A 25,125-nucleotide genomic window follows, 5' to 3' on the forward strand; every position below is an offset into this window, starting at 1 on the left:
GCCCATGCCGGGCAGGCGGCCGAGAGATCGCGAGCCCAAATTTTCAGATCTCTGCCCCGGCTGAGAGCGTCGATCCTACCGACTTCTGCAACAAAATCGGCCCCTTTCCGACATGGCGGATCAAGTCAGCGATGTCGGCTCAGCGAGACAAGGCGGACATTGCGTTGGCGAGTGCGGAGACCCGTAAATCGCATGGGGCTCGCAATCCGCGAGCCCCGCGGTGCATTCGGCAATTTCAGGCCTTGTGATGGACGGCCTGCAGGCCGTAGACCGGCGTCGGGATGCTCTCGTAGCGCGCCTTCAACTGCAGGGAAAGGAATTGCGAGTAATGTCGCGATTGATGCAGATTGCCGCCGTGGAACCATAGGCCTTCCTGCTGCGTCGGCTTCCACATGTTGCGCTGCTCACCTTCCCATGGGCCGGGGTCCTTTGTCGTATTCGAGCCGAGGCCCCAGACCTTGCCGACTTTGTCGGCCATGTCCCGGTTCACGAGATCGGCGACAAAGCCGTTCATCGAGCTGTAGCCGGTGGCATAGACGATCACGTCGGCTGGCAATTCCTTGCCGTTGTCGAGCCTAACGCCGTTGGGCGTGATCTCCTCGACCTGGCCAGCGAACAGCTTGATTTTGCCGTCAATGATAAGCTGTGAGGCGCCGACGTCGATGTAATAGCCCGAGCCGCGGCGCAGATATTTCATGAATAGCCCGGAATCGTCGTCACCGAAGTCGAGCCTGAAGCCGGCCTTCTCCAGCCCGGCATAGAAAGCGGCGTCATCCTGGCGGATCTTGTCGTAGACCGGCTTTTGAAACTGATTCAATATCCGGTAGGGCAGTGAAGCGAAGATCAGATCGGCCTTTGCCGTCGTCATTCCGCCGCGGACGGCGCGTTCGGAATAAAGATCACCGAGACTCTCCATCAGCGAATCCGAACGCACGATGTGGGTCGTCGAGCGCTGCACCATCGTTACGTCGATGCCGGCCTCGTACAGCGCAGCGCAGATGTCATGGGCCGAATTGTTCGAGCCGATCACCACCACCTTCTTGCCTTTGTAGCCGCTGGAGCCGGGATGGCGTGAGGAATGGTGTTGCTCGCCCTTGAAGGTTTCCATGCCTTTGATTTTCGGCATGTTCGGCTTGGCCGACATGCCGGTCGCGAACACAAGCTGCTTGGGCCGCAGAGTAATCTCCTTGCCATCGCGTTCGACGATGACGGTCCATTCCTTCTTGGTGTCGTCCCAACTGGCGCGTTTGGCCACGGTGTTCGTCCAATAGTTCAGCTCCATGACCTTGGTGTACATTTCCAGCCAATCGCCGATCTTGTCCTTAGGCGAGAACACGGGCCAGTTCTTGGGGAAATCGATGTAGGGCAAGTGATCGTACCAGACGGGGTCGTGCAGGCAGAGCGACTTGTAGCGGTTGCGCCAGGAATCACCGGCGCGTGCGTTCTTTTCAACGATGATCGTCGGCACACCGAGCTGGCGCAGCCGCGCCCCGAGCGCAATGCCACCCTGTCCGCCGCCGATGACAAGTACGTAGGGCTGGGTCTTGAAGCCGAGTTGCTCGACTTCCTCGTCACGCAGTTCCTTCCAGGTCTTGGAGCCGGGATTGACGCCGTGCCTGGCGCCGAGCGGTCGGCTGAAGCCAGCCTTTTCCTCATGGCCCTTGAGTTCGGCCATGGTCGTCAACAGCGTCCAGATCTGGCCGTTTTGCAGGCGGATGAGTCCATATCCGCGCGCGACATCGGTCTCGAACGTGATCCAAGATTCGGTCACGCCGCCGGCCTCGGTTGGCGTTTCACCCTCTGCGGTTTTCCAGTTGTGCGGCTTCACATGCGCGAGGCAATGCGCGAGCATGTCGCGGACCTGATCGCGGCCTTCCATGGTCTTGATGTTCCAGGTGAAGGCAACGAGGTCGCGCCAGTAGCATTCCGGAGCGAACATTCCCGCTGCGGCGTCGAGATCGCCCGCCGCAAGCGCGGCTTCAAACTTGTCGAGGAAAACCTGGACGCGCGCGCTAAGCATGGTGTCGAGCATCGCTTCCTCCCGGATGTCGTTTGCAATTTTTCTGCGCAGGCAGCGTAACCTTACCCCAAACATCGCGGGATTCCAGACTCGCGCGGCAGGGTTCCCGGTCGGCTTCAGCGCCTCTCAGCGCTCGCCCGCAACAACGCCGCTTTGCCCACCGACGAGGGGGTGCCTTCTCGCTTCTCTTCAATTTGCAAAGTCGAGAGCAAGAACAGATCGTGGTTGTGAAACCGTGGGACAAGTGAGCGAGAAATGGATGCTTACCGATTCCGTGCTAACGGCACGCCCAATCCCTGATCGCCACCGGAATTTTCCCTGTTCCAGGTTTGCGCATCTGCCACGGGGAAAGGCCTAGATTAGCAAGGCGTTTTCGCATTGTTTCGACGTTTGGGGGCGGCGTTTACGTGGGTTTTCCCTGCAAAATTCCCTGTAAGCAGGGAATTGGTGCGGGCCAGGCCGTATTCTTTGTGCTGCCGAAATAGTCTTCGCCCGCAGGAACTCGCGCTGCGGCGTCATGGTTAATAGAAGTTTGGCAAAAGGAGATCGTCAGATGTCCCATGCCACCGCTTTTGTCATTGCCGCGATCGTCGCATGCTCATCTCTGTTGGTCCTGGCGCAAGGAGGCGGCGCAAATGCCGGGTCCGCGGGGGCGGGCACGGGAACGGGGGCGAGTAGCGCCAGCGCTGGCGCGTCGGCGCCTTCTGGAATGGGGACGAGTGCAGGCAACGCGGGTCCATCAGCGCCCCCAGGAATGGGGACGAAAGACACCGCCACCGGCGGAAGTCTGGGCACCAGCGGCCAACCGACAAATCCGAACGTTCAAGCCCCGACGCCGGCCAAGTCGCGGGCGGCAGCCCAGGCCGCAAGAAATGCCGGGGTTGGTCACGCTCAAAATGGACTGCCGATCGGCGCCATTGGGACGGGTACCAGCAACGAGGACCAAAGGACGATTAGCCCATCACCCATCCGGAACACCACCGGTGTGGGTCACGCAACAACTGGTCAGCCGATCGGAACGTTTGGAAGGGGCACCAGTCTTTCGGATCAGATCAGCCCGCCGCGGGCCGCGCGAGCTGGCGACAAGGTCCTGGACGCCAAAGCGCAGGTCGAACGACGAACAACTGTATCGCCCAGACGTGCTCCGGGCCGGGTAAAACTAGGTTTGTAGTCTGCGAGCGAAGCGGCGAAGAGACAGCCACGCCATCCTAGTTGTGGCGCCCTCTGACGCTCCGCCAAATTGCATCCCACGCTTGAACAAATGGAAGGACGAGGAAGAAAAGAACTCTGATCGCAACCGGAGTAACAACGTTCCGCAGTGATGGTGACTCATCGTCTTCCAATCGGCGGGCCGTCTTGTTGATCGGTGCCGGGACGGAGTTTCCTTCGCCGGTCTCGGAGGGAGGATCCGGCCTGCGCGAGGGCAGGACAATCACAACAAATAGAACGTTGATCAGTAGCCATACCCCCACGACGAGAAGAACAGTACGCACGAGGAGCGACCATAGTTTAATCTGAAATCCGCCGAGCTTGCCTCCTGCTTCACAGCTAGGCTGCAGTCGGCAGCATACGTGTCGCGCACGCAACCGCGTTGGCGGCCCCGGCAAAAATAGCCTCGACATCCGTCCCTACGGCAGCCTAGTCCGGCACAAAACTCGTGTCTGTACGCTTCCGAACGTTCATGCACCTTTCCTGGCGACCTGCTCCGACATCATCCCACGAGGGCGGACAGGGGTGGGTTCAGCCTCAGCGGTCGATCGCCAGCCGCTGGGCAAATGGATGGAGCGGCGGCCGCATCGACGGAATGACAGGGCCTGTCGCGAAACGCCACCCGCCGTCCTCAGCCCTAACGTCCGAAGCTGGGTCCGGAGTTTTGGATTTGGTCCAGCGTATCGCAGAGTGAATAACGAGTTAGCAATTGAGAAGAACCAATATTCTGTTTCGGGAGTTGACACATGCGCCATTCGAACCAAGTAAGGTTATTGTTCGCACCGAGGCTGAGTTGAGAACCTGAGCCGGAACAACATGAAGGACCTCAGGCGACGATTGGAGAAGGTCCGCGCTGACGCCAGAGAGTTTGCTCTTATGAGTCAGCTGGCGACGGACGTTGAAAAGCGCGAGCTGTTTAAACGCTTGGCGGATGAACTCGCTTTAGAAGCGCTCGAGCTTGAGCTAATCGTGAAACAAAAAGGGCAATCGGATCCCGGCGACCAGCACGAGGTTGTGGAATTCAAGTCGTCCTTTCAAAAGAAGCGCGGCTGACCTTATCTGCGCAACGGTCGCTGCGCCGTCTTCGCCGCTGCATGACCAAGGCCCATGGCGGAATCGTGATCCAAGGTGGTCTGCACGAAAGGAGCCGACGGTGGCGCTGAATGACGCCGCCTAGGCGCCGACCTTGGCCAGCACGTCGGCGCGCAGGAAGCGCTCGATGAAGAGCATGAACAGCACCGAGGGCACGAGCAGGATCAGCGCCGTGATCGAGGCGACCTGGTAGTTGCCGCCCATCGCCGCATTGTAGAGCAGCAGCGGCAGGGTCATGACCTGCGGGACGCCGACGAAGAAGGTGCCGGTGAACTCGTCGAGCGATTCCAGAAAGACAAAGATGCCGCTGGCGATGATGCCGGGCGCAGCCAGCGGCAGCGTCACGGAGAAAAACGTCCTGAGCGGCGAGGCGCCGATGTTGCGCGCCGCAAGCTCCAGCTCCTTGTCGACGGCGCCGAAGGCGGCGGCCGCGATCCAGACCGAATAGACCAGCCCATGCGCGGCGTGGACGAGCACCACGGCGAAGACCGTTCCGTTGATGCCGAGTTGGTAGAAGACGCGGGCGACGTTGATGTAGATCGCGACCGACGGAAAGGCCTGCGGCAGCAGGAACAGAACCATGAACATGGCGCGCGCCGGCAGCTTCAGCCGCGCCAGCGCGTAGCCGGCCGGGATTGAGAGTGTGAGCGCAACGACGACCGTCAGCACCGCGATCCAGACCGACGTACCGAGCGAGGCCATGGCATCGCCTGTCGGGCGGAATACCTGTTCCCAATAGCGCGTGCCGTAGGTCACCGGAAGTTTGTAGGGCGTGTACCAGCGCTCGGCCACGGACCAGAGCGCGAGGTTGGCGAGCGGGCCGATCAGCACGAAGGCAAAGGCCGCGAGCAGGAAGGCGGCCAGCGCCGTACGCAGCGAAGATGCCAGACGCATCATGGCGCGCCCTCTTTCGCCGCCATGCCACGCTTGAGATAGATGATCGCAGCGCCGGCCGAGAGCAGATAGGTGATGACGCCGAGCGCATTCGCCGTGGCGTAGTCGCCATAGGAGTTGATGCGGAAGGCCATGTCGACGGTCAGCATGGTGGGTTGCGATCCGGCCACCATCATCGGCACCGACAGCACCGAGAGCATCGTCACGAACGAGAGCACCAGCGCCACGAGGAGCTGCGGCATCACCTGAGGCAGCGCGAGTTCGACCAGCACACGCAAGCGAGAGGCACCAAGATTGCGGCCCGCTTCGAGCATCGCGCGGTCGATCGCGGCGAGCGCGCCAGCGAGTAGCAGGGCGACGAAGGGCGTCTGCTTCCAGACGAAGGTGGCGATGATGCCGCGCCAGTCGAGAAAGCTTACCGTCTGAAGCGGCTCCATGAGCCCCAAGGCCACGAAGGAATTGTTCATCAGCCCGTTCTTGGCGAGGAAAGTGCGCATGCACTGTGCCGCGACGATGAACGGGATGAAGAGCGGCCAGCGATAGAGCGCTTTCAGCGTGCCAACGATCCAGCGGTTCTCGCCGAGCGTCAGCGTGCCGGCGATGATGATGGCGGCGAGCCCTGTGAACAGGCAGGAGGCGAGCACGATCACGACGGTAAAGAGCACGTCGCCGGAATAGAACTCCCAGGCCTTTCGGAAGGCGTCCAGCGAGACGCCGCCCTGCGGCCCGGTGAAGGCCGAAATCAGCGAGAAGCTCAGCGGATAGAGAAACAGCGCCGCCACCAGCGCGAGGCCAGGCGCGACGAGCAGCAGAGCGAGCTGGCGTTGGGAGATGGACATCAAACCTGCTGACGGTGGCGCAGAGGAGAAAGGTCGTCATTCCCTGGCGTGACCGGGGAATGACGGCCTTTCGAAACGACGCTCAGTTCGCGACCTTCTTCTCGTAGCCCTCGAGGATGTCGTTGAAGTAGGGTGCTATCGGAAAGGGCTTGCCGTTATTGGCGAGCTCGGCCGGCGTTACGTCGGTGAAGAGCTTGTCCCAAGCGGCCTTGTCGAGCTTGCCTTCAAGGTTCTTGGCGTCGATTCCTGGATACCAGTTGAACTTCTTGACGATGCCGTCGGCCTGAACTTGCGGCGAAGTTGCCAGCGCAATGAAGGCCTCGGCCAGCTTCTTCTGGGCCGATTTCTCCGGGATGGAATAATACATCGGCTGACCGGGCATACCGGGCGAGATGAGCTTCAGCTTCATGTTCGGCGGCAGCTTGCCGTCGGCCTGCCAGGAGTAGAACATGTCGACCCAGACCGGGCCGATCGCGATCTCGCCGCGGTTCAGCATGTCGAGCGTGCCGGCATTGCCGGGGGTGATGGTGGCGTTGGCGTTGAAGGCCTTCAGATCCGCGAAGGCCTTGTCCCAATTGGCTTTGGTGGCGGCATCGTAGGGGCCTTTCATCAGCTTGTCGGCGTCGCCGCCGAAGGCGTAGACCCAGCCGGCGACGAAGGCGACGCCCGACATGCCGCCCTTGATGCCGTTATAGCCGAACTGCTTCGGATTCTTCTTGGCCCAATCGGCGAGCTCGGCAAAGGTCGCGGGCGGCGTCTTCACCATGTCGGCGTTGTAGGCGAGCGCGGTCTGCGACTGGAACATCGGGATGACGTAGCCGCTCACGTCGGTGCCGAGCGCGTTCTTGGCAGCATCGCCCGTGGCGAGCTTGGAAGTGTCGACATTGGCCGTATACTTGTCGAGCAGGCCTTCCTTGACCATCTGGCCGGCGGCCTTCTGGTGGATCACAACCACGTCGAAATCGGTCGTAGCCGAGCCCTTCTGGGCGTCGAGCTTTTCGTAAATCTTCTGCGAGCCGGAGTCGCCCGGGCCGGTGCCGACCGCGACGACCTTCACGCCCGGGTGAGCCTTCTCGAACATCGGGCCAAGGTAGTCCTTGACGTAGTCGACCATATTCTGATCGCCGGCGGAGGCGACGTTGAGCGTTTGCGCAGCGAGCGGCGAGGCCGCGATCAGCGCGGCGAGCGAGGTGGCGATCGTGAGAAGGCGCATGAGTCTGGCTCCGTGTCGGGTCGTTGGACCGCGTCAGGCTGGGATGGAGGCCTGTGCAGCCGGGAAAATGTGAAGGCGTGAAAGCGGGATGCGCAGGCCGACGGCCGCACCGGGTTCATGCCTGACGGCGTGGTCCACGGTAATCTGGCGGCCGGCGGCCTCGACCCGGTAGCGGTAAAGCCCACCCGGATAGCTGCGCGCCGCAATGCGGCCCGGCACCACCAGATCCTCGCCCGCTGCAGCGTCAGGCGCATCCAGACTGACGACGTCGTCGCGGAAATAGGCGAGTGCTTCGCCCGCGGGCAGGGCAAGGCCGAGTTCATTGGGAAGCACGCCGCGCGCCTCGCCAGCCGTGATCGCGGCAGAGCCCTCGCCGGGCTCGACACGCAGCGGCAGCACGTTCTCGGCGCCCATGAAATTGGCGACGAAGGCACTGTTCGGCCGGTCATAGACCTCCTCCGGCGTGCCGATCTGCGCGATGCGGCCAGCGTTCATGATGACGAGCCTGTCGGCCATCGTCATCGCCTCCTCGCGGTCATGCGTGACATGGATTGTGGTGACGCCGAGGCGTTGCTGGATGGCGCGGATCTCGTGGCGCATCGTCATGCGGATCTTGGCGTCGAGATTGGAGAGGGGCTCGTCCAGCAGCAGGATGCCGGGATCGACCGCAAGCGCGCGTCCCAGCGCCACACGCTGGCGCTGCCCGCCCGACATGGCCGTGACCTTGCGGTCCTCGTAGCCGGCGAGCCCGAGCATCGCCAGCAGTGAGGACACCTTGGCGGCGATGTCGCCCTTGGAGGCCCCGCGCAGCTTCAGGCCGTAGCCGATATTCTGGAGCACCGTCATATGCGGCCAGAGCGCATATGACTGGAAGACCATCGCCATGCCGCGCTTCTCGGGCGGCAGTCCGGCGACGTCTTTGCCTCCGACGGCGATCGAACCGGACTCGACCGGCACAAAGCCGGAGAGCGAGCGCAGAAGCGTGGTCTTGCCGCAGCCGGAGGAGCCGAGCAGCGCCGTGAAGGTCCCCGGCGCGAAATCGAGATCGATGCCGTGAAGCACCTTCGTGCCGCCATAGGCGACGTGCAGGCCGCGCACCTCAATTGCCGCGCCGACGCCCGACATAGCTTGCGAGCTCGCCCGCACGGTGTGTTCCTCCACGCCGCCCTAAGATGGAATTGTTCTTCCATTCTGCGATCAGCTTGGAATAAACATAACGACCCCTAGCGCGCTCGTGCAACAGATTTGTGACCCCGAAGACCATCGAAATTCGATCTCTCTGGCTAATGCCGTGCCCCGAAGACACGGCATTTCTCGCTTCGCTCATCGGCGAGCTTGCGACGCGCTTCGGCACACCGAATTTTGCGCCGCATCTGACGCTGCGCGGCGATACGGATGCGACGTTCGAGCGTCTCCACGACGACGTTCAGGCAGCAGCCGCTGCGTCGCAGCCCTTCGCCGAGCCGATCACGACGGTCGAGACGACGGAGGCGTTCTTCCGGGCCTTCTACGTGCGCTTCGCCGTCTCGGTTCAGCTCGACAGGCTGAAGCGACGCCTCGATCCACAAGGTACCGAATGCTTCATGCCGCATGTCTCGCTGCTTTATGGCAATCTGCCGGAGGAGGTGAAGGCGCCAGCTGCCGCCGAATTCAGCCAACGCCTCGCGGGCCGGACCATTACCTTCGACAGAATTTCGGTTGTCCGTTCAGGACAGGACATCCCCATCGCCGATTGGACGATCCAGGCGCCGGTGCCTCTCGGACGCTGAGGCCGGACCGTCAGCCGCCGGACAGCATCTATGTGCCGGGTGCGGCCTGCAAACCATTCTCGAGCAGGCTCGCTGAGGATCGAACGCCCGACGGCGAAGCCCTTCCGGCTGGCCGCAGCATGGGCCAGCCGGAATGCCTCTTCGAGCTCGGCGAGCGGCGCATCGAGCCCCAGCAGCACGACGTCGCGGCAATACGGATCGTTCTCGGCGATGGCGCCGTCGATCTGCTGCCAGCTGCGCTTCGAGCTTCCACCAATCGGGCTTCGCGACATCGGCCATCTGCCGCAGCCGCTTCGGCAACGAGCGCGCGCTCGCGCAACCGTGTCGCGGATGCGTCGTCGTCCGGTCCGACATGATCCTGTTACGCGGCGGGGGACATCGAGAGGGCACCCTCTGGCCTTGACTTGGCGGCGCAGAGAATGGAATGCTTGTTCCAACAGTCAAGCAAGACAAGAAGAATATGCCGGTTTAGGGAGTGTCTCGAAGTGGCTGAAGCGAGCGCCTATCGCCACGATCCCGATAGCAAGATCGTCGTCGCCGGCGCCACGCAGGGCTTCGGCGAAGCTATTGCCTGTGAATTCGCCGAGCTCGGCCTGCTGGCGCGAGGTCGCCAAGGCCGTCGCCTACCTCGCCAGCGACGAATCCGGTTTGATGACCGGCGCGAACCATGACGCCAGCCGAACTCCTGCTGCGCCGCTACGCTGCCCAGGGCCTCGTCGCCGAGGCGGGGCGCATCGCGCTTGACTATTTCGGCCGCAAGGAAAGCCTCGGCGTCACGATGAAGGGGGCGCAGGATTGGCTCACTGTCGCCGATGGCGCCGTCGAGGACTTCTTGCGTGCGCGGCTGGCAGAGCTTTTCCCTAGCGACACGGTGATCGGCGAGGAAGGCGGCGGCGCGGCCAGCGATGCGGTCTGGATCATCGATCCGATCGACGGCACTTCGAACTTCGCCCGCGGCGATCGCAACTGGTGCGTCTCCGTGGGCTTCCTGCTGAACCGCGAGCCGACTATCGGGATCGTCGCAGCACCTGCACTGGGCGAACTCTATGTCGCGCAGCGCGGCCAGGGCGCGACGCTGAACGGGCAGCCGATCGCTGTCTCGGGCGCCGATGACATTCGACGCGCTTATGTCGAACTGGGCTGGTCGACCCGTGTGCCGTCGCAGCGCTATCTCGACGTGATCGGCCGCGGTTATTCCGCCGGCTGCTCAATCAAGCGCTCGGGCTCCGGCACGCTCGGCCTCTGTCATGTCGCGAACGGGCGCACCGAGGCCTACGCGGAGCTGCATATCAACGCCTGGGACGTCGCCGCCGGCATTGTGATCGTTGGCGAGGCCGGTGGCTGGATCAACGACTTCTTCGCCGGAGACGGCATCAGCAAAGGCAATCCGATCCTGTGCTGCACGCCGGCGCTGGCATCGCAGCTCAGCGAAATCACGGGGATTTCGTAGTCAGCGCAAAATTTATTGCGTTGGGGCGGTGGAGCGCCACCGTCCCAGCCAATTGCGAAGAACGCAAAGTTCTCGTTCCGGGGAGGTGACCATGTTTTTGAGATCCCTGACTTTCGGAGTGCTGTTCGGGGCCGGCATCCTGCTTGCAGGCGCGGCTTCTGCGCCGGCGTCGGCCCAGGGCTCGCTCGTCATGTATTGCGGCGTGCAGGAGGAATGGTGCCGCGCCATGTCGACCGCCTTCGAAAAGGAGACAGGCATCAAGGTTGCGATGACGCGGAAATCCGCCGGCGAGGTCTATGCGCAGCTCAGGGCGGAGGCCGCGAACCCGCGCGGCGACATCTGGTGGGGCGGCACCGGCGACCCCCATCTCCAGGCGGCCGAAGAGGGGCTGACGCTCGAATACGAATCTCCCGTCAACAAGGATCTGCACGGCTGGTCGCTGAACCAGTGGAAAGCGGCGAAGCAGCGCTCGATCGGCATCTATGCCGGCGCGCTCGGCTTCGGCTACAACACCGACCAGATCAAAGCCAAGGGCATGCCGGAGCCGAAATGCTGGGCCGATCTGCTCAACCCCAAGCTCAAGGATGACGTGCAGGTCGCCGACCCGAACTCATCCGGCACTGCCTATACCCTGCTTGCCACGGTCGTGCAGCTGATGGGCGAAGACAAGGGCTTCGACTATCTCAAGGCCCTGCACAAGAATGTCAGCCAGTACACCAAGTCCGGCGCTGCGCCGGCCAAGGCGGCGAGCCTCGGCGAAACCGCCGTCGGCATCGTCTTCATCCATGACGCCGTCGTCTTCGCGGTGCAGGGCGACCCGATCAAGCCCGTCGCACCATGCGAGGGCACAGGCTACGAGATCGGCTCGATGTCGATCGTCAAGGGTGCACGCAATCTGGAGAACGCCAAGAAGTTCTACGATTGGGCGCTGAGCCCCGCCGCGCAGGCCCTTGCCGCCCCCGCAAAGTCATATCAGGTGCCATCCAACAAGAACGCGCCGGTGCCGCCTCAGGCGCCGAAGATGAGCGAGATGAAGCTGATCGACTACGATTTCGTCAAATACGGGTCGTCGGCCGAACGTACGCGGCTGCTGACAAAATGGGACAAGGAGGTCAAGGCGCTGCCGAAATAGCCGCCGGCTGCGGAGATATCCGATGCGCCCTTCGACTCGGCTTGCTCTGCTTCTCGGCTGGCTGGGCTACACGCTCGTGCCCTGGTACCTGCCGGAGGGCTGGGACCTTGCCGGCTATCCGTTCGGGCGGGCCGGCACGGCGCTGGCGCTTGCGATATCAGGCGCAGCGCCGTGGCTCTGGCCGATCGGCATCGCGCTCCTCGCTGCGACGGTCTTCGCGGCCCGTGCCGAGACCGCTTTCAGCGGCCGGGCACTGATCGCCGTCGGGCTTTTCGGTCTCGTCACGTTCTTCGCACAAGGCTTTGCGATCACGCTGCCTGGCCAGGGCATTCCCTGGCTGGCTGCGCTGCTCGGCGGCGCAGGCGCCGCGCAGCCAGGCATGGGTTTCGGCGCGCTGCTGACGCTGTTGTCGCTGCTCTTGCTGCTCTGCCACGGCCTCGCTTATCGCGGCTTTTGTCGGGGCGATCTCTTCACCACATCCACCGTCGGTTTCGTGGTGCTGTTGATCGGCCTCTTCATCTTCCTGCCAGTAGCGACGATCCTGCGTAATGCGCTGGTCGACGCCAATGGCAGCTGGGCGTTGGGCGAATTCTCCGACCGCCTGCTCTCCTCGACGATCTGGGGACTGGGCTGCCTGGGCGGCGGCATCGCCTGCGGCGTCGCCTGGAATACCCTGATGCTCGGCTTGCTGACCGGGACCATCACCACGCTGCTGGGTCTCGCCTGCGCGCTGCTCGTCTTGCGCACGGCAATGCCGGGCAAGCGGCTGATGCGCGCGATGACGGTGCTTCCGATCATCACGCCGCCCTTCGTCATCGGTCTTGCAATCATCCTGCTCTTCGGCCGTTCGGGCGTCGTGACCGGCTTCATGTCCGAATGGTTCGGCATCCCGCGCTCGCGCTGGATCTACGGTCTGCCAGGCGTGCTGCTGGCGCAAGTGCTGGCCTTCGCGCCGATCGCCTTCCTGGTCCTGATAGGTGTGGTCCAAGGCATCGCACCGAGCCTCGAAGAGGCCGCGCAGACGCTTGGCGCCAAGCATTGGACGACGTTCCGCGCCGTGACCTGGCCGCTGCTGCGGCCGGGGCTCGCCAACGCCTTCCTGCTCGGCTTTGTCGAGAGCATGGCCGATTTCGGCAATCCGCTCGTACTCGGCGGCAATTTCGAGGTGCTCTCGACCAAGATCTTCTTTGCCGTGGTCGGCGCCGCGCATAATCAGGGCATGGCGGCGGTACTCGCCATCGTGCTGCTTGTCTTCACGCTCGGCGCCTTCTGGCTGCAGCAGGGCTGGCTCGGCGGCAAGAGCTACACCACCGTATTCGGCAAAGGCGATGCCGGCATTCCGGCGAAGCTGCCGACCTTCGCCACCGTGCTCTCCGCCGCCGTCATCGTGCCCTGGGTGCTGCTGACGGCGGTGATCTACGCGGTTATCCTGATCGGCGGCTTCGTCAAGACGATGGGCCGCGACCATACGCCGACGCTGGAGCATTACCGCACCGGCTTCGCCGTCGATTTCAGTCACGGCTTGTTCTTCGAGGGCGCGGCCTGGCCCTCCTTGTTCACGACGTTGAAGGTCGCTGCAATCTCGGCACCATTGACGGCGCTGATCGGCCTGCTTACCGCCTATCTGCTGACCCGGCAGCGCTTCGCGGGCCGGCGACTGCTCGAATTCACGACCATGCTGAGCTTCGCCATTCCCGGCACCGTGCTCGGCGTCGCCTATATCCTCGCCTTCAACGTGCCGCCGGTCGAGATCACCGGGACGGGACTCATCCTCGTGCTTGCCTTTGTTTTTCGGAACATGCCCGTCGGCGTGCGCTCGGGCATTGCGGGGCTGGCCCAGATCGACGCGAGCCTCGACGAGGCCTCGACGACCCTGGGGGCGCGCAGCTTCACGACACTGCACCGTGTGGTGCTGCCGTTGCTCAAGCCTGCGCTCGTCGCGGCGCTGATCTACAGCTTCGTGCGCAGCATCACCTCGGTCAGCGCTGTCATCTTTCTCGTGTCGGCCGAGTACAACCTCGCCACCGCCTACATCGTCGGACGGGTGGAGGCCGGCGAGTTCGGGCTCGCCATCGCCTATTCTTCAGTGCTGATCGTCGTCATGGCGGCGGGCATCGCTCTCATCCAGTTCGGCGTCGGCGAGCGCAAGCTCGGCCGGAGGCCCGTCGCGCTTGCGACCTCGGCCGCCGAGCCCGCCAGATAGGACTTGCACATGCCCAAATCCGCCCCTGCCTCCGTCGAGTTCAATCATGTCAGCATGCGCTACGGCGCGGTGACGGCGGTGGACGATGTCAGCTTCACGATCCATGCGGGCGAACTCCTGACGCTGCTCGGCCCTTCCGGCTGTGGCAAGACGACAACTTTGCGCATGATCGCCGGGCTTGAGATCGCCAGCGAGGGACAGATCCTGATCGGCGGCAAGGACGTGACACGTCTCCCGGCCGCGGACCGCGACGTCAGCATGGTGTTCCAGTCCTACGCGCTATTCCCGCATATGAGTGTGCTGGAGAACGCGGCCTTTGGGCCGATGGTGAAGGGGCTAGGCAAGGCGCGGGCCGAGGCCATGGCGCTGGAGAAGCTTGCACTGGTCGGGCTCAAAGGCTTCGAGAAGCGTTACCCGGCCGAGCTATCCGGCGGCCAGCAGCAACGCGTCGCCGTGGCGCGCGCGCTGGTGCTGGAACCGCAGGTGCTGCTCTTCGACGAACCGCTTTCCAATCTCGATGCCAAGCTCAGGCGCAACGTGCGTCAGGAGATCCGCGAACTCCAGCAGTCGCTGGGACTCACCGTCGCCTATGTCACGCATGACCAGGAGGAGGCGCTCGCCGTCTCCGACCGCATCATCGTGATGTCGAATGCGAAGATCGCGCAGCAAGGTTCGCCGCGCGAGCTTTACGAGGCTCCGGCGAACAGCTTCGTCGCCGATTTTATCGGCGACGCCAATCTTGTCGAGGTGACGATCGACGCGGTCCAGGACGGGCAGGCGCAGGTCATGCTGGGGCCCATCCGCTTGAGGCTGCCGGCGCGCGGCCTCACCCCGGGGCCAGCAAAAGCTGCCATTCGGCCACACGGCATCTTGCTTGGGGACGGCCTTCCGGGAACAGTTAGAAAGTCTTCTTATCTCGGCGATCACGTCGAGATGATCGTATCGACGCCGATCGGCGAGCTTCTTGTCATCACCAGGCAAACCGATCCGCTTCCAGTGGCCGGTGCGCCGGTCAACCTGTCATTCGCCCAACAGGGCATCGCTCTCGTTCAGTGACGCGCGCTCGAAGCCCAATTCAAACTCGGCAATGACCGGTACCGCTATCCACTGGCCCTGAGCTGATGTGGCAACCAGAGGCGCGGATGATGATCATCGACCCTGATCCCGTTCGGGGACGAGATGCAATCGCGTCATTTCTGCCGGAGCGATTGATTGAATGACATTGCGAGCGGTCCGACGATGTATTCGAACGCGGTTCGTTGAACGGTCGGGATCATGACGGTCGCCGGCATGCCAGGATACAGGCGAATGTTCGGCATATCGGCCAATTCACCCTGATCAATCCGGACAAAGGCCGTGTAATACGGCGCATTCGTCTTCGGATCCGTGAGGCGGTCGGCCGAGACCTGAATGACGTCGCCGTGAATGATCGGAATAATGCGCTGCTTGTAGGCGGTGAGATGGACTAGCGCGCCTTCGGTGTTGCGCAGGCTCATCTCGGTGAAAGTGTAGTTTCGGCTTGCGGCTTCATTCGATTGCGACAATGGCGGCTTGACGATCCATTCATTGAGGACCGCCATCAGAATCAGGATGATCGAACCGGCCAGCGCAAACATGCCCAGGAAGGGATGCAGAGCAAAGATCACCGCGATATAGGTCGGCGTCCAGGGCAGATCGAGGATCGCAGAACCCCGGTGCCCGTGATGAACTGGCGGAAGGTGTCGAAATCGCGCAGCACCTGGCTTCGCGTACCGCCGGCGGCACGATCGATGATGGCGGTCATGACGCGGGGCGCGATCGTCTGGTCAAGGCGAATGCTGGCGCGGGTCAACACGCGCGCCCGAACGGCATCCAGCCCCGCCAGCGCCAGGAACGCCATCAAGAGTGCGATCGTGAGCATCAGCAACGTGCTCCCGCTGGCGCTTGCGATCATCCGGTCATAGACCTGGAGCATGTAGAGCGGCCCTGCCAGGTAAAGCAGATTGATCGCCAAGCTGAAGATCGCGGCGGTGACGAAATAGCCCCGGCAGCCTTGCAGCAAACGCGGGAGTTCGTCGGTTCTTTTGAACGGAGTACTCACACAGCGCGGCGGAAAATCCGCCCCTCTTTAAAATAAACTGCGGCACGCCGACATCGTAGTCCAAAGTCGGGGCGCAACATTCGCCCCGACCATTTTCTCGCAGCGGATCAGGCCAGGTCGTGGTAGCTGATGAGTGTTCCCGTGTTCTTGTCTGCCTCTGCTTGGAAGCCCGCGGGGTCGTACTGGCCCAACAGGGTAATATTGGCGGTATGGACTCCGTCAGTCACCGACAGGGTTCCTCCAGTGCCGGCCTGATTTGCGATATAACTCGCGGTCGTGCCGGCCCCGAACGCCACATCGAGGAGATCCAGGTGGTCATCCCCGTCAAATCCGGACACGATCCCGCTAAAGTCGAAGGAGTCATGGAGCACGATTGTGCCGGTGGCTGCGGCTTCAAGCGCTACATTCGCAGATGAGGCCGCTCCGAATTCGAATGTGGCTACGCCATCCATCAGTGCCGTGCCGCTGCCGCTAACACTCCCATTGAGAGTGATGTTGGCTCCATGCGCCCACAGCAGCCCGGAGTTATCAACGTTGCTGTCGATGACCAGACCGCCGCTGCCGGTGGCTTCAAGCGTTCCGGAATTGACGACGGTGTTGCCTCCGGTGTCAATCTCGAGCACGTTGGCACCCGTCGCGACGATTGTACCCTGGTTGACAAGGATCATCGTCCCCGCGCCAAGGTGTCCGGCTCCGGCAATGGTGTTGTCGACGTTTGTCAGCGTGACATCGGAAGCAGCTCCATTGACAGTGTTTTCGCTATTGTCGGACAAGATCACCTGACCGCCACCTTCAAGCAAAATGCCGTGCTCGACAAGCTGGAGGTCAGTCTCGGCGCCGGTGGAGTTCAGCTCGATCGTGCCGGCGTTGTCGATCGTGCCGCTCAATGGCAGGATCGCGCCATTGCCAATGGTCATATGGCCCGCATTGTGCGTGACAGGCGTCTGATCGAACACAAAGTCGCTCGCAGTGAGCGATGTCGGATCTACGCCTTGCAAAGTGATCGATTGGCCCTCTCCCAACTCGATCACAGCGTTGCCGTTGGCGTCGCTTACAGTATGCGCCTGAATGTCGGCGAACGACGTGAAGTTGGCGTAATCTATCAGATCGATTTGGTCGTGCATCGCGTCGAAGCTATAGACCACGTCGTGACCGATCGGCTGCGAGAACACCAGGAGGTCGTTTCCGCTCGAAGCCGTCAGATGGTCGTCACCCGATACAGCAAAGATCGGCGATCCCTGCGCATAGGCTTCGACATTGTCGGCCACGGTCGCAGTCCCAGTACTGCCGTCGGCATTCGTCCAGGTTAGGGTGACGTTCAGCACGATCGCGCCCGTAAAATCTGTCGGCGAAGTGATAGTCATCGACTGCACATTGGTCGTCTGAGCAGTCCAGGTGCCATCGCCGTTACTCGTAGCGTCACTAAGCCTCCAGCCCAAGGGTACTCCGCCAATCGTAACGGTGATTACATCGTTGAGATCATCTGAAGGATCGACCAGAGCCAGATTGATGGCCTCGCCAGCGATCCCGGCGGGTGTAAGGACATTGGCCCCGCTCCCCTTCACAATCGTGACCGTGTCAGTGTCAGCGAGACCTCCTCCATCGGTCGTTGTCATTGTCAACGTCCGCGTGGAATTGTTTGACCCGCCACTAAAGGTCACGCTAGCCAACGCCGCATTAATGTCCGAGGTCGAGCCGGAGAACGTCATCGCCTTCGTGCCGTTGGCACCGGAACTGAATGTAAGACCTGACGTGGTGGAGAGTGTTAAGATGCCGGTCGACGATTGCGGAGAGTTGCCCAGCGAGAGCGAAACAGTCTCGGTGCCGTTGTCCACATCACTGACCCTCAGCGCGAAATTTGCTGTTGAGCCACCGCCGTTGCCGTTCCCCACGGTCTGCTGCCCCGGAACGGTGTTGACCGGCGCATCGTTGGCGCCGTTGATCGTGACCGTCAGCACTGCGGTGTCGGTCAGGCTGCCGTCGGTGACGGTGTAGTTGAAGACATCGGTCGTGGTCTGGCCGGCGTTGAGCGCCTGCACGGCTGCATCGTTCTCGTTCACCACATAGGTGTAGCTGCCATTGGGATTGAGCGTCAGCGTGCCGTGCGCGCCCACCAGGCCGGCGCCGAGTGTGCCGGCCGTGCCGGCACCCTCGGTGCCGCCGGTGCGGATCGCACTGACCGTCAGGCCGCCGCTGTCGACATCGGTGTCATTGGCCAGCACATTGCCGCTGCCGTTGACGCCGCCAGAACCGTTGGCCGTGCCGCCCTTCTCGGTCGCCGCCGTGGCACCCGCACTGGCGCTGGTATCGTTCACACCTACCGGTGCGTCGTTGGCACCGTTAATGGTGACCATCAGCACGGCCGTGTCGGTCAGGCTGCCGTCAGTGACGGTGTAGTTGAAGGTATCGGTCGTGGTCTGGCCGACGTTGAGCGCCTGCACGGCTGCATCGTTCTCGTTCACCACATAGGTGTAGCTGCCATTGGGATCGAGCGTCAGCGTGCCGTGCGCGCCCACCAGGCCGGTGCCCAGTGTACCGGCCGCGCCGGCACCCTCGGTGCCGCCGGTGCGGATCGCACTGACCGTCAGGCCGCCGCTGTCGACATCGGTGTCATTGGCGATGACGTTGCCGGTTGCGTTGGATCCCCCAGAGCCGTTGGCCGTGCCGCCCTTCTCGGTCGCCGCCGTGGCATCCGCACTGGCACTGGTGTCATTCACCGCACCCGGCGCATCGTTGGTGCCGGTGATCGTCACTGTGACCGTACCGGTCGCGGTGCCATCCTGGCTTGTCACGGTGAACTGGTCCTGCACCTGCTGGCCGGCGATGAGTTCGTCATGCGCGCCGTTGCCGGTGTAGCTCCAGGCGCCGTTGGCATCGATGCTGAAGTCGCCATAGGTGCCGTGGACATTGCTCTGCGCCACGACATGGGCCTCGCCGGTGTCGGGGTCCACAATCGTCAGCTGACCGGAGGTGTTGAGCGTAGCCGCGGTGTCGCCTTCGGTAACGGACTTCGCGTCGGACGAAACCGTCGCCGCGTCATTGGTCCCGGTGATCGTCACCGTGACGGTGCCGGTCGCGGTGCCATCCTGGCTTGTCACGGTGAACTGGTCCTGCACCTGCTGCCCGGCGATGAGCTCATTGTGGGCGCCGTTGCCGGTGTAGCTCCAGGTCCCGTTGGCATCGATCGTGAAGTCGCCATAGGTGCCGTGCGCGTTGTTCTGTGCGACGACATAGGCCTCGCCCGTGTCCGGGTCGGTGATGGTGAGCTGGCCGGAGGTGTTGAGCGCGGAAGCGGTGTCACCCTCCGTCACGGACTTGGTGTCCGAAGAAACCGTCGCGGCATCGTTGGTGCCGGTGATCGTTACCGTCACCGTCCCGCTGGCGGTGCCATCCTGGCTCGTCACCGTGAACTGGTCCTGTACCTGCTGGCCGGCGATGAGCTCATTGTGAGCGCCGTTGCCAGTGTAGCTCCAGGCGCCGTTGGCATCGATGCTGAAGTCGCCATAGGTGCCGTGCGCGTTGGTCTGTGCGACGACGTGGGCTTCGCCGGTGTCGGGATCCATAATGGTCAGCTGCCCGCTGGTGTTGAGCGCGGCGGCGGTGTCGCCCTCGGTGACGGACTTGGAGTCCGAACTGACGGTTGCGGTGTCGTTGGTCCCGGTGATAGTGACTGTCACGGTGCCGGTGGCGGTGCCGTCCTGGCTTGTGACCGTGAACTGGTCCTGCACCTGCTGGCCGGCGATGAGTTCGTCATGCGCGCCGTTGCCGGTGTAGCTCCAGGTCCCGTTGGCATCGATGGTAAACTCGCCATAGGTCCCGTGGGCGTCGGTTTGCGCCACGACATGGGCCTCGCCGGTGTCAGGATCCACAATCGTCAGCTGGCCGCTGGTGTTGAGCGCGGCCGCGCTGTCGCCCTCCGTGACGGACTTCGACTCCGAGCTGACGGTTGCCGCGTCATTGGTCCCGGTGATGGTGACTGTCACGGTGCCGGTGGCGGTGCCATCCTGGCTTGTGACCGTGAACTGGTCCTGGACCTGCTGCCCGGCGGTGAGCTCGTCATGCGCTCCGTTGCCGGTGTAGCTCCAGGCGCCATTGGCATCGATCGTGAAGTCGCCATAGCTGCCGTGCGCGTTGGTCTGTGCGACGACATGGGCCTCGCCCGTATCCGGGTCGGTGATGGTGAGCTGGCCGGAGGTGTTCAGTGCAGCCGCGCTGTCGCCTTCGGTGACGGACTTCGAGTCCGACGAGACTGTCGCCGCGTCATTGGTGCCGGTGATGGTGACCGTCACCGTCCCGCTGGCGGTGCCGTCCTGGCTCGTGACCGTGAACTGGTCCTGCACCTGCTGGCCGGCGATGAGTTCGTCATGCGCCCCGTTGCCGGCGTAGCTCCAGGCGCCGTTGGCATCGATGCTGAAGTCGCCATAGGTGCCGTGCGCGTTGGTCTGTGCGACGACGTGGGCTTCGCCCGTGTCGGGATCCACAATCGTCAGCTGCCCGGAAGTGTTCAGCGCGGTAGCGGTGTCGCCCTCCGTGACGGACTTCGAGTCCGAGCTGACGGTTGCCGCATCGTTGGTGCCGGTGATGGTCACTGTCACCGTGCCGGTCGCGGTGCCGTCCTGGCTTACGACGGTGAACTGGTCCTGCACCTGCTGGCCCGCGATGAGTTCGTCATGCGCCCCGTTGCCGGCGTAGCTCCAGGCGCCGTTGGCATCGATGCTAAAGTCGCCATAAGTCCCGTGCGCATTGCTTTGCGCCACGACATGGGCCTCGCCGGTGTCGGGGTCCACAATCGTCAGCTGACCGCTGGTGTTGAGCGCGGCGGCGGTGTCGGTCTCGGTGACGGACTTCGAGTCGGACGAAACCGTCGCCGCGTCATTGGTGCCGGTGATGGTCACCGTGACCATCTGAGTAGCCGTCGAGCCGTGGCTGTCGTTGATCGTCACCACGAAGCTCTCGGTGATACTCTGGCCTGCGGCGAGATACTGAGCAGCCGAATTGTTCAGCGTGTAGTGCCACTGCACTGAGCCGTTGGCGGCATTGAGCGCCTCGTTGCAAGGGTCGAGGGAGAAGGTACCGAGCGCAGTGGTGTTGGAAGCGGCCGCCGCGCACGAGGCCGAATGGTTGTCGCTGAGATCGGCGTCGTTGAAGCTGATGGTGCCGGCCGCGCACTGCGAATCCGAGAGATCCGGCGTGGTATTTGCATCTTCGACCACAGAGCCACTCTGCGCACTCGATGTGATAGAGACGAGGTCGTTTGCGCCATTGAACTGGAGTGTCACCGTCGCCCAACTGAGCGTGCCGTTGCCCAGCTGGATCGCGTAGGTAAATGTATCAGTCAGCGTTTGCCCGGCCGCCAGCGCCTGAAGCTGGGCGTTGATGTCGCCCTTATCGTAATGAACGGTGCCGTCCGACTCGATCCAGATGCGCGCACCGAGCGCGCTACGGTCACCGGTACCGACCATTCCGGCAGCGTCACTGCTGTACGCCACATCTTTGACCTGCAAATCCGCAGGGGCGTAGTTCTTGGTGGACGCGGAGGCGCTCGTTCCGTCGTCCAGGGAGAACAGCGTCTTGGCCGCGCCGCCCAGATCATTTGCCAGCACATTCAAGATAAGAATGTTGCTGGCGTCTTCCGTAAAAGAGAAAATGTCGTTGTTTGCCTGCGGAGTATTTCCGAAAGAAACCGTGCTGCCACCGCCCGTTGTCTGCGTCGCCATAACTAAATCCTCCGGGTGATACGCCGTCCGCCTTCACGGACGTGCACAAATTGCACAATGGTGCGGTGATGGTCGGCTGCTGCCTTGCCCATACGGCTGAAGAAAAATGCCGTGCTGCCGAGCATGACTGTCGTCATGCTCGGGGCTTCGAAAATGCGGAAAGAAAGCACGTGACGAGCTCAAGCCTGTTTGGAGCTGGCGTCGCTCCGAACTCGCAATGGGATGTCCCGTGCACGGTCGCGGCCTGACAGGAGCGGGAGGTCCAGGGCCGAACCGTGCGCGACGGCTGGCGGGCCGTTCGCAAACAGCGCACCTAGCTCGATCGAAGGATCGCACGCTGCCCGAGAAGAACTGGAAATCGCCTGAGCCCGGTCGAATATTGTCTCGGACTCCCATGCAAAACGCGCGCACCTCATTCGCAACCCTCGTCTGCCAATGCAGAGCAGAGAGCCTCGCCGCAAAATCAATTCACGCAAATCGCGAGCGTTCGCTCGGACGAATGACATGTCCGCCCATAGCGTCGATCCGGCCAACTGTGCTGCGAAGTGACGCGAAAAGATTTAGAGCTGCATCCCCCTGCCCATACGTGTCCGGTCCTCGGTCCGCACACGTTTGCAATTATCGATCTGCAGTAATCTTCGGCTCCAGGAGCGACGACCGCGATCAGGGGCGATCACGATCATGCGTCCTCGGATTAAATCAAGCCTATTTTAAATTTTCGCGGTCGTCCATTTATTTGTTCGAGTTTTAATATTTAATTATTAATTCACAAAATCAACAGCAAAGAGGCGTCTTGCGCCGCCCTGGAAGGTGGCTCCGGGTATTTTAGGGGGTAACATCTTGATTTTGCGCAGCCTCTCGTTCCATGACATAACGGTCGGCGATATTATTCGCGGCCCGGCGTCCTGTTCGGATTAAAGCGCCGATTTCCAGTCCGTAGAATTCCGTTATTTAATTGGTGTTTTAAGAGAGACGCAGGCGCGCAATGGCGCGCTCTGCTACCCACGCATGGCGTCATCGGCCAAACATCGTCTACATCCGGCGCGCCGCGTTACTCGCGGCGCGCAAGGACGAAGCACGAAAGCAACAGTCGCAAAACACTTTGCGCCAACCGCGATTGTTAATTTGCGTGCTCGACGCGATTCAGGCCTCCTTCGGCAAAGCTACCAGATGGGGGAAATGACCAGAATGATCCTGCGTGCTGTCGGCGCTGCTGTCTCGTTGCTGATCCTCCTTAACTCCGAAGCGTTTGCAGTGCGCAATCACAGTCCCACCGGGCGCGTATCTTGCGCGGAGGTGAGATACTACGTCGCGAAGTATTCGGCTCCGGTGGCCGAGATGTATGCCCGTCGTCACGGCGCCACCGACGCACAGATTGAGCGGGCGCGACGTTGTTTGGCGTCTAACGAATCGGCCGAAACCGAGCGGGGTCGCTCCTACACCGATTGAACGTTGTGCGATCTTGTTTCTAACCGGAGCGGAAGTCGGTCATGCGGCGGTCGCGCTGTTCCTGACAATCTGCGAGGTATTGGATGCAGAAGAGCGAGAAGGACAGGGGAGGGGCAACCTCCGGCGGTTCGAAATCCGAGTGGGCGGGCTGGCTGAAAACGCACTACATCATGGCCAGCATGCGCACGGCATGTCTGATCATCACTTCACCCTGATATAGGATCACACGGTCCGGCTCTATTGCGATACGCGATCTATATTGCGACGCGGAAATGAAAGCGCCACGTCAATTAGGAGGCAATCGATGCCCAAATGCGGAGCGCTGGCTCCCGCGCCTTTAGTCCGGTGGCAGTCTGTTGCTCGCTCCTTCGTCGCCGAGTGAAAGGACCGCCCTGGTTTTTCTCAATTCGTGCTGAAGTTTTGCAACATCGATGTCCTGCACGGGGCGTCGATCTCGCACGGCGAGCGCTGCGGCCACGCCAGCGGCCTGGCCGATGATCATGAACTGGGGCTCCATGCGCAATGAGGCGTAGGCAACATGGGAGGCCGACAGACATACCGGAACAAGTAGATTTTTGACCTCGTTGCTGCGAGGGGTGATCGCACGGTATGGAATCTCGTAGGGGCTCACCGGCACCTGCATGTCGCCTTCGTTGCGCACCGATCCGTCGGGCATTGCGATCCGCTGCACGTTGTGCGCATCGCTGTTGTAGGCTCCCATGCCGATCGAGTCCCATTTGGTCCTTCTGTCCTGTAGGTCGGCCTGTGTCAGGATGTAAGTGCCGATCATCCTGCGGCCTTCGCGGATGTACAACTCCCGTGGCCAATGGCCGGTGTCTTCGAATTCGTCCTTCGCAAGCCCCCATGAGCCAATCTCATTTCGCAGCCTCGTGGGCACCGCCGGGTCGTGCGCCAGGAAATAGAGCAGAGATTGCGTGTAGCGGAGGTGGTCGTCGCGAATCTGCCGCTTCTCGTCATAGGTCGCGTCGGGATAGGCCGAACTGTGGCCGATATAGTCGGTCGATATCGGGCCATTGTTGTTGAAATCCGCCTTGTGGTTTGGAATCCGGACCGGCATGAAGAAATCCCAAAGGCGCGGCTCGCGGCCCAGGTGACCCTCAAACTCCTTCAGGTACTTTGCGAGCAGCGCGAATTGCGCGGCGTCGTATCCGTCGGGTTTGGGGAGCGGCAGGCGATTGGCGGGATCGTCGGTCAGGATGAGACGGAAGTTATAGGCCTGCACCTTTCGATCACCGCTTCCCGCAGCTCCGAGCGGGCCATCGGAAATCTCCGGATAGAGATGGTGGTCGTCGCGATAGGCGAGGATGGGCCACGCAAACTGGTGTTGTGGCGTCATCGCGCGCACGCCACCAAGACTCTCGCCATACGTGTTGCTGCTTTCCCGACCCCACGTGTACCCCGCGCCGGATTGCGACAGAACATCTCCGTTATAGCTGGCGTCGACGAACAATTGCGAACGCCAGATGCGTTCGTCCTCGGTGATGAGATGAACGATCCTGTGGTCCTGAACCCCAACGCCGTTCCGCTCGCGAACTCTGGCGTGGAAGATGACCCGGACTCCGGCTTCGCGAAGCATGTCGTCGAACACCTGCTCGGCCACGTGCGGCTCCGACAGCCATGATGATGGCTGGGCGAGGTCGCGCCAACCATAGTGCTCGGCGACCCGCCGATAATACATCCGGGCGTATCCACCGATGATACGGTCGTCGCCAAGATCGGTCGCCGAGAGCCCGCCCGTGACCATTCCCCCGAGATGCCCACCCGGCTCGAGCAGGGTGACACGCGAGCCCTGCCTTGCGGCCGAATAGGCCGCCATCGTACCGGCCGCCGTGCCGCCATAGACGAGGAGATCGCTGAACAGTTCGGGTTCTGCATTGGATTGCGGGGAGACGATGATGAGCAGGATGCAGGTCAGGATAGTAAGCATGGGACGCACCGTTGACATTGGTCAGCCTCGCACATGACTCGAACGGTTCCGGCAACATAGACGCGTTCAGCATGCGTTGTCGTAGTCGGATATTGTGGGTTATCCGCGTT

General features: G+C 62.3%; 17 protein-coding genes and 2 pseudogenes. 9 read left to right on the forward strand and 10 right to left on the reverse strand.

Annotated elements, in window-relative coordinates; translation table 11 throughout:
* Positions 1 to 235: 235 nt before the first annotated feature.
* Complete coding sequence (locus tag JQ632_RS25250) at positions 236 to 2,032, reverse strand: NAD(P)/FAD-dependent oxidoreductase (RefSeq protein ID WP_212405298.1); 1,797 nt, start codon at positions 2,030 to 2,032, stop codon at positions 236 to 238.
* Between the two features lie 2,013 nt (positions 2,033 to 4,045).
* Here JQ632_RS25250 and JQ632_RS25255 point away from each other — a divergent pair.
* Positions 4,046 to 4,282: a hypothetical protein gene (locus JQ632_RS25255; protein WP_212405299.1), complete on the forward strand. Its 237-nt coding sequence runs from the start codon at positions 4,046 to 4,048 to the stop codon at positions 4,280 to 4,282.
* Positions 4,283 to 4,402: 120 nt separating this feature from the next.
* Here JQ632_RS25255 and JQ632_RS25260 read toward each other — a convergent pair whose 3' ends face one another.
* From JQ632_RS25260 to JQ632_RS25275, 4 genes are all read right to left on the reverse strand, one after another.
* A complete protein-coding gene (locus JQ632_RS25260; RefSeq protein ID WP_212405340.1) occupies positions 4,403 to 5,215 on the reverse strand; it encodes an ABC transporter permease in 813 nt (270 codons plus the stop codon).
* The gene (locus JQ632_RS25265; RefSeq protein ID WP_409363515.1) at positions 5,215 to 6,048 is read right to left on the reverse strand and encodes an ABC transporter permease; all 834 of its coding nucleotides are present in this window, start codon (positions 6,046 to 6,048) and stop codon (positions 5,215 to 5,217) included. Before JQ632_RS25265 ends, JQ632_RS25260 begins: the two co-directional genes overlap by 1 nt.
* An 88-nt stretch (positions 6,049 to 6,136) precedes the next feature.
* Complete coding sequence (locus JQ632_RS25270) at positions 6,137 to 7,267, reverse strand: extracellular solute-binding protein (RefSeq protein WP_212405301.1); 1,131 nt, start codon at positions 7,265 to 7,267, stop codon at positions 6,137 to 6,139.
* A 33-nt stretch (positions 7,268 to 7,300) separates the two neighbouring features.
* Positions 7,301 to 8,413: an ABC transporter ATP-binding protein gene (locus tag JQ632_RS25275; RefSeq protein ID WP_312015660.1), complete on the reverse strand. Its 1,113-nt coding sequence runs from the start codon at positions 8,411 to 8,413 to the stop codon at positions 7,301 to 7,303.
* Between the two features lie 140 nt (positions 8,414 to 8,553).
* Between JQ632_RS25275 and JQ632_RS39625 the strand changes: the two genes are divergently transcribed.
* Positions 8,554 to 9,036, forward strand: a complete 483-nt coding sequence (locus JQ632_RS39625; protein WP_249152526.1) for a 2'-5' RNA ligase family protein — start codon at positions 8,554 to 8,556, stop codon at positions 9,034 to 9,036.
* A 23-nt stretch (positions 9,037 to 9,059) separates the two neighbouring features.
* Here the strand turns inward: JQ632_RS39625 and JQ632_RS39630 are convergent.
* A pseudogene (locus JQ632_RS39630) lies at positions 9,060 to 9,308 on the reverse strand (2-deoxy-5-keto-D-gluconate 6-phosphate aldolase domain-containing protein); the annotation flags it as partial.
* Positions 9,309 to 9,521: 213 nt separating this feature from the next.
* Here JQ632_RS39630 and JQ632_RS25290 point away from each other — a divergent pair.
* The 5 genes from JQ632_RS25290 to JQ632_RS25310 all read left to right on the forward strand — a co-directional run bounded on the left by JQ632_RS25290 (position 9,522) and on the right by JQ632_RS25310 (position 14,877).
* Complete coding sequence (locus tag JQ632_RS25290) at positions 9,522 to 9,707, forward strand: hypothetical protein (RefSeq protein WP_212405303.1); 186 nt, start codon at positions 9,522 to 9,524, stop codon at positions 9,705 to 9,707.
* A complete protein-coding gene (locus tag JQ632_RS25295; RefSeq protein ID WP_212405304.1) occupies positions 9,704 to 10,486 on the forward strand; it encodes an inositol monophosphatase family protein in 783 nt (260 codons plus the stop codon). Before JQ632_RS25290 ends, JQ632_RS25295 begins: the two co-directional genes overlap by 4 nt.
* A gap of 91 nt (positions 10,487 to 10,577) precedes the next feature.
* Positions 10,578 to 11,618, forward strand: a complete 1,041-nt coding sequence (locus tag JQ632_RS25300) for an ABC transporter substrate-binding protein (protein WP_212405305.1) — start codon at positions 10,578 to 10,580, stop codon at positions 11,616 to 11,618.
* A gap of 22 nt (positions 11,619 to 11,640) precedes the next feature.
* On the forward strand, positions 11,641 to 13,821 hold the full coding sequence (locus tag JQ632_RS25305; protein WP_212405306.1) for an iron ABC transporter permease: 2,181 nt from the start codon (positions 11,641 to 11,643) through the stop codon (positions 13,819 to 13,821).
* Positions 13,822 to 13,830: 9 nt separating this feature from the next.
* Positions 13,831 to 14,877, forward strand: a complete 1,047-nt coding sequence (locus JQ632_RS25310) for an ABC transporter ATP-binding protein (RefSeq protein WP_212405307.1) — start codon at positions 13,831 to 13,833, stop codon at positions 14,875 to 14,877.
* A 419-nt stretch (positions 14,878 to 15,296) separates the two neighbouring features.
* Here the strand turns inward: JQ632_RS25310 and JQ632_RS25320 are convergent.
* The 3 genes and pseudogenes from JQ632_RS25320 to JQ632_RS40105 all read right to left on the reverse strand — a co-directional run.
* Positions 15,297 to 15,901, reverse strand: a pseudogene (locus JQ632_RS25320) (type I secretion system permease/ATPase); the annotation flags it as partial.
* A gap of 107 nt (positions 15,902 to 16,008) precedes the next feature.
* Positions 16,009 to 21,618 carry an S-layer family protein gene (locus tag JQ632_RS25325; protein WP_212405308.1) on the reverse strand — a complete coding sequence of 1,870 codons (5,610 nt, stop codon included), beginning with the start codon at positions 21,616 to 21,618 and terminating at the stop codon, positions 16,009 to 16,011.
* A 2-nt stretch (positions 21,619 to 21,620) separates the two neighbouring features.
* Positions 21,621 to 21,755 (reverse strand): hypothetical protein, encoded by a 135-nt coding sequence (locus JQ632_RS40105; protein WP_283817705.1) that lies wholly within the window; start codon positions 21,753 to 21,755, stop codon positions 21,621 to 21,623.
* 1,051 nt (positions 21,756 to 22,806) lie between these two features.
* On the opposite strand from JQ632_RS40105, the gene JQ632_RS25330 reads away from it, so the two are divergent.
* Positions 22,807 to 23,067: a hypothetical protein gene (locus tag JQ632_RS25330; protein WP_212405342.1), complete on the forward strand. Its 261-nt coding sequence runs from the start codon at positions 22,807 to 22,809 to the stop codon at positions 23,065 to 23,067.
* A gap of 83 nt (positions 23,068 to 23,150) precedes the next feature.
* Positions 23,151 to 23,282, forward strand: coding sequence for a hypothetical protein (locus tag JQ632_RS40110; protein WP_283817706.1), 132 nt, complete (start codon positions 23,151 to 23,153; stop codon positions 23,280 to 23,282).
* Between the two features lie 122 nt (positions 23,283 to 23,404).
* Here JQ632_RS40110 and JQ632_RS25335 read toward each other — a convergent pair whose 3' ends face one another.
* Positions 23,405 to 25,015 (reverse strand): FAD-dependent oxidoreductase, encoded by a 1,611-nt coding sequence (locus JQ632_RS25335; RefSeq protein ID WP_212405309.1) that lies wholly within the window; start codon positions 25,013 to 25,015, stop codon positions 23,405 to 23,407.
* Positions 25,016 to 25,125: the final 110 nt, after the last annotated feature.

This window comes from Bradyrhizobium liaoningense, assembly GCF_018130955.1.
In the GTDB taxonomy this organism is placed as follows: domain Bacteria; phylum Pseudomonadota; class Alphaproteobacteria; order Rhizobiales; family Xanthobacteraceae; genus Bradyrhizobium; species Bradyrhizobium liaoningense_C.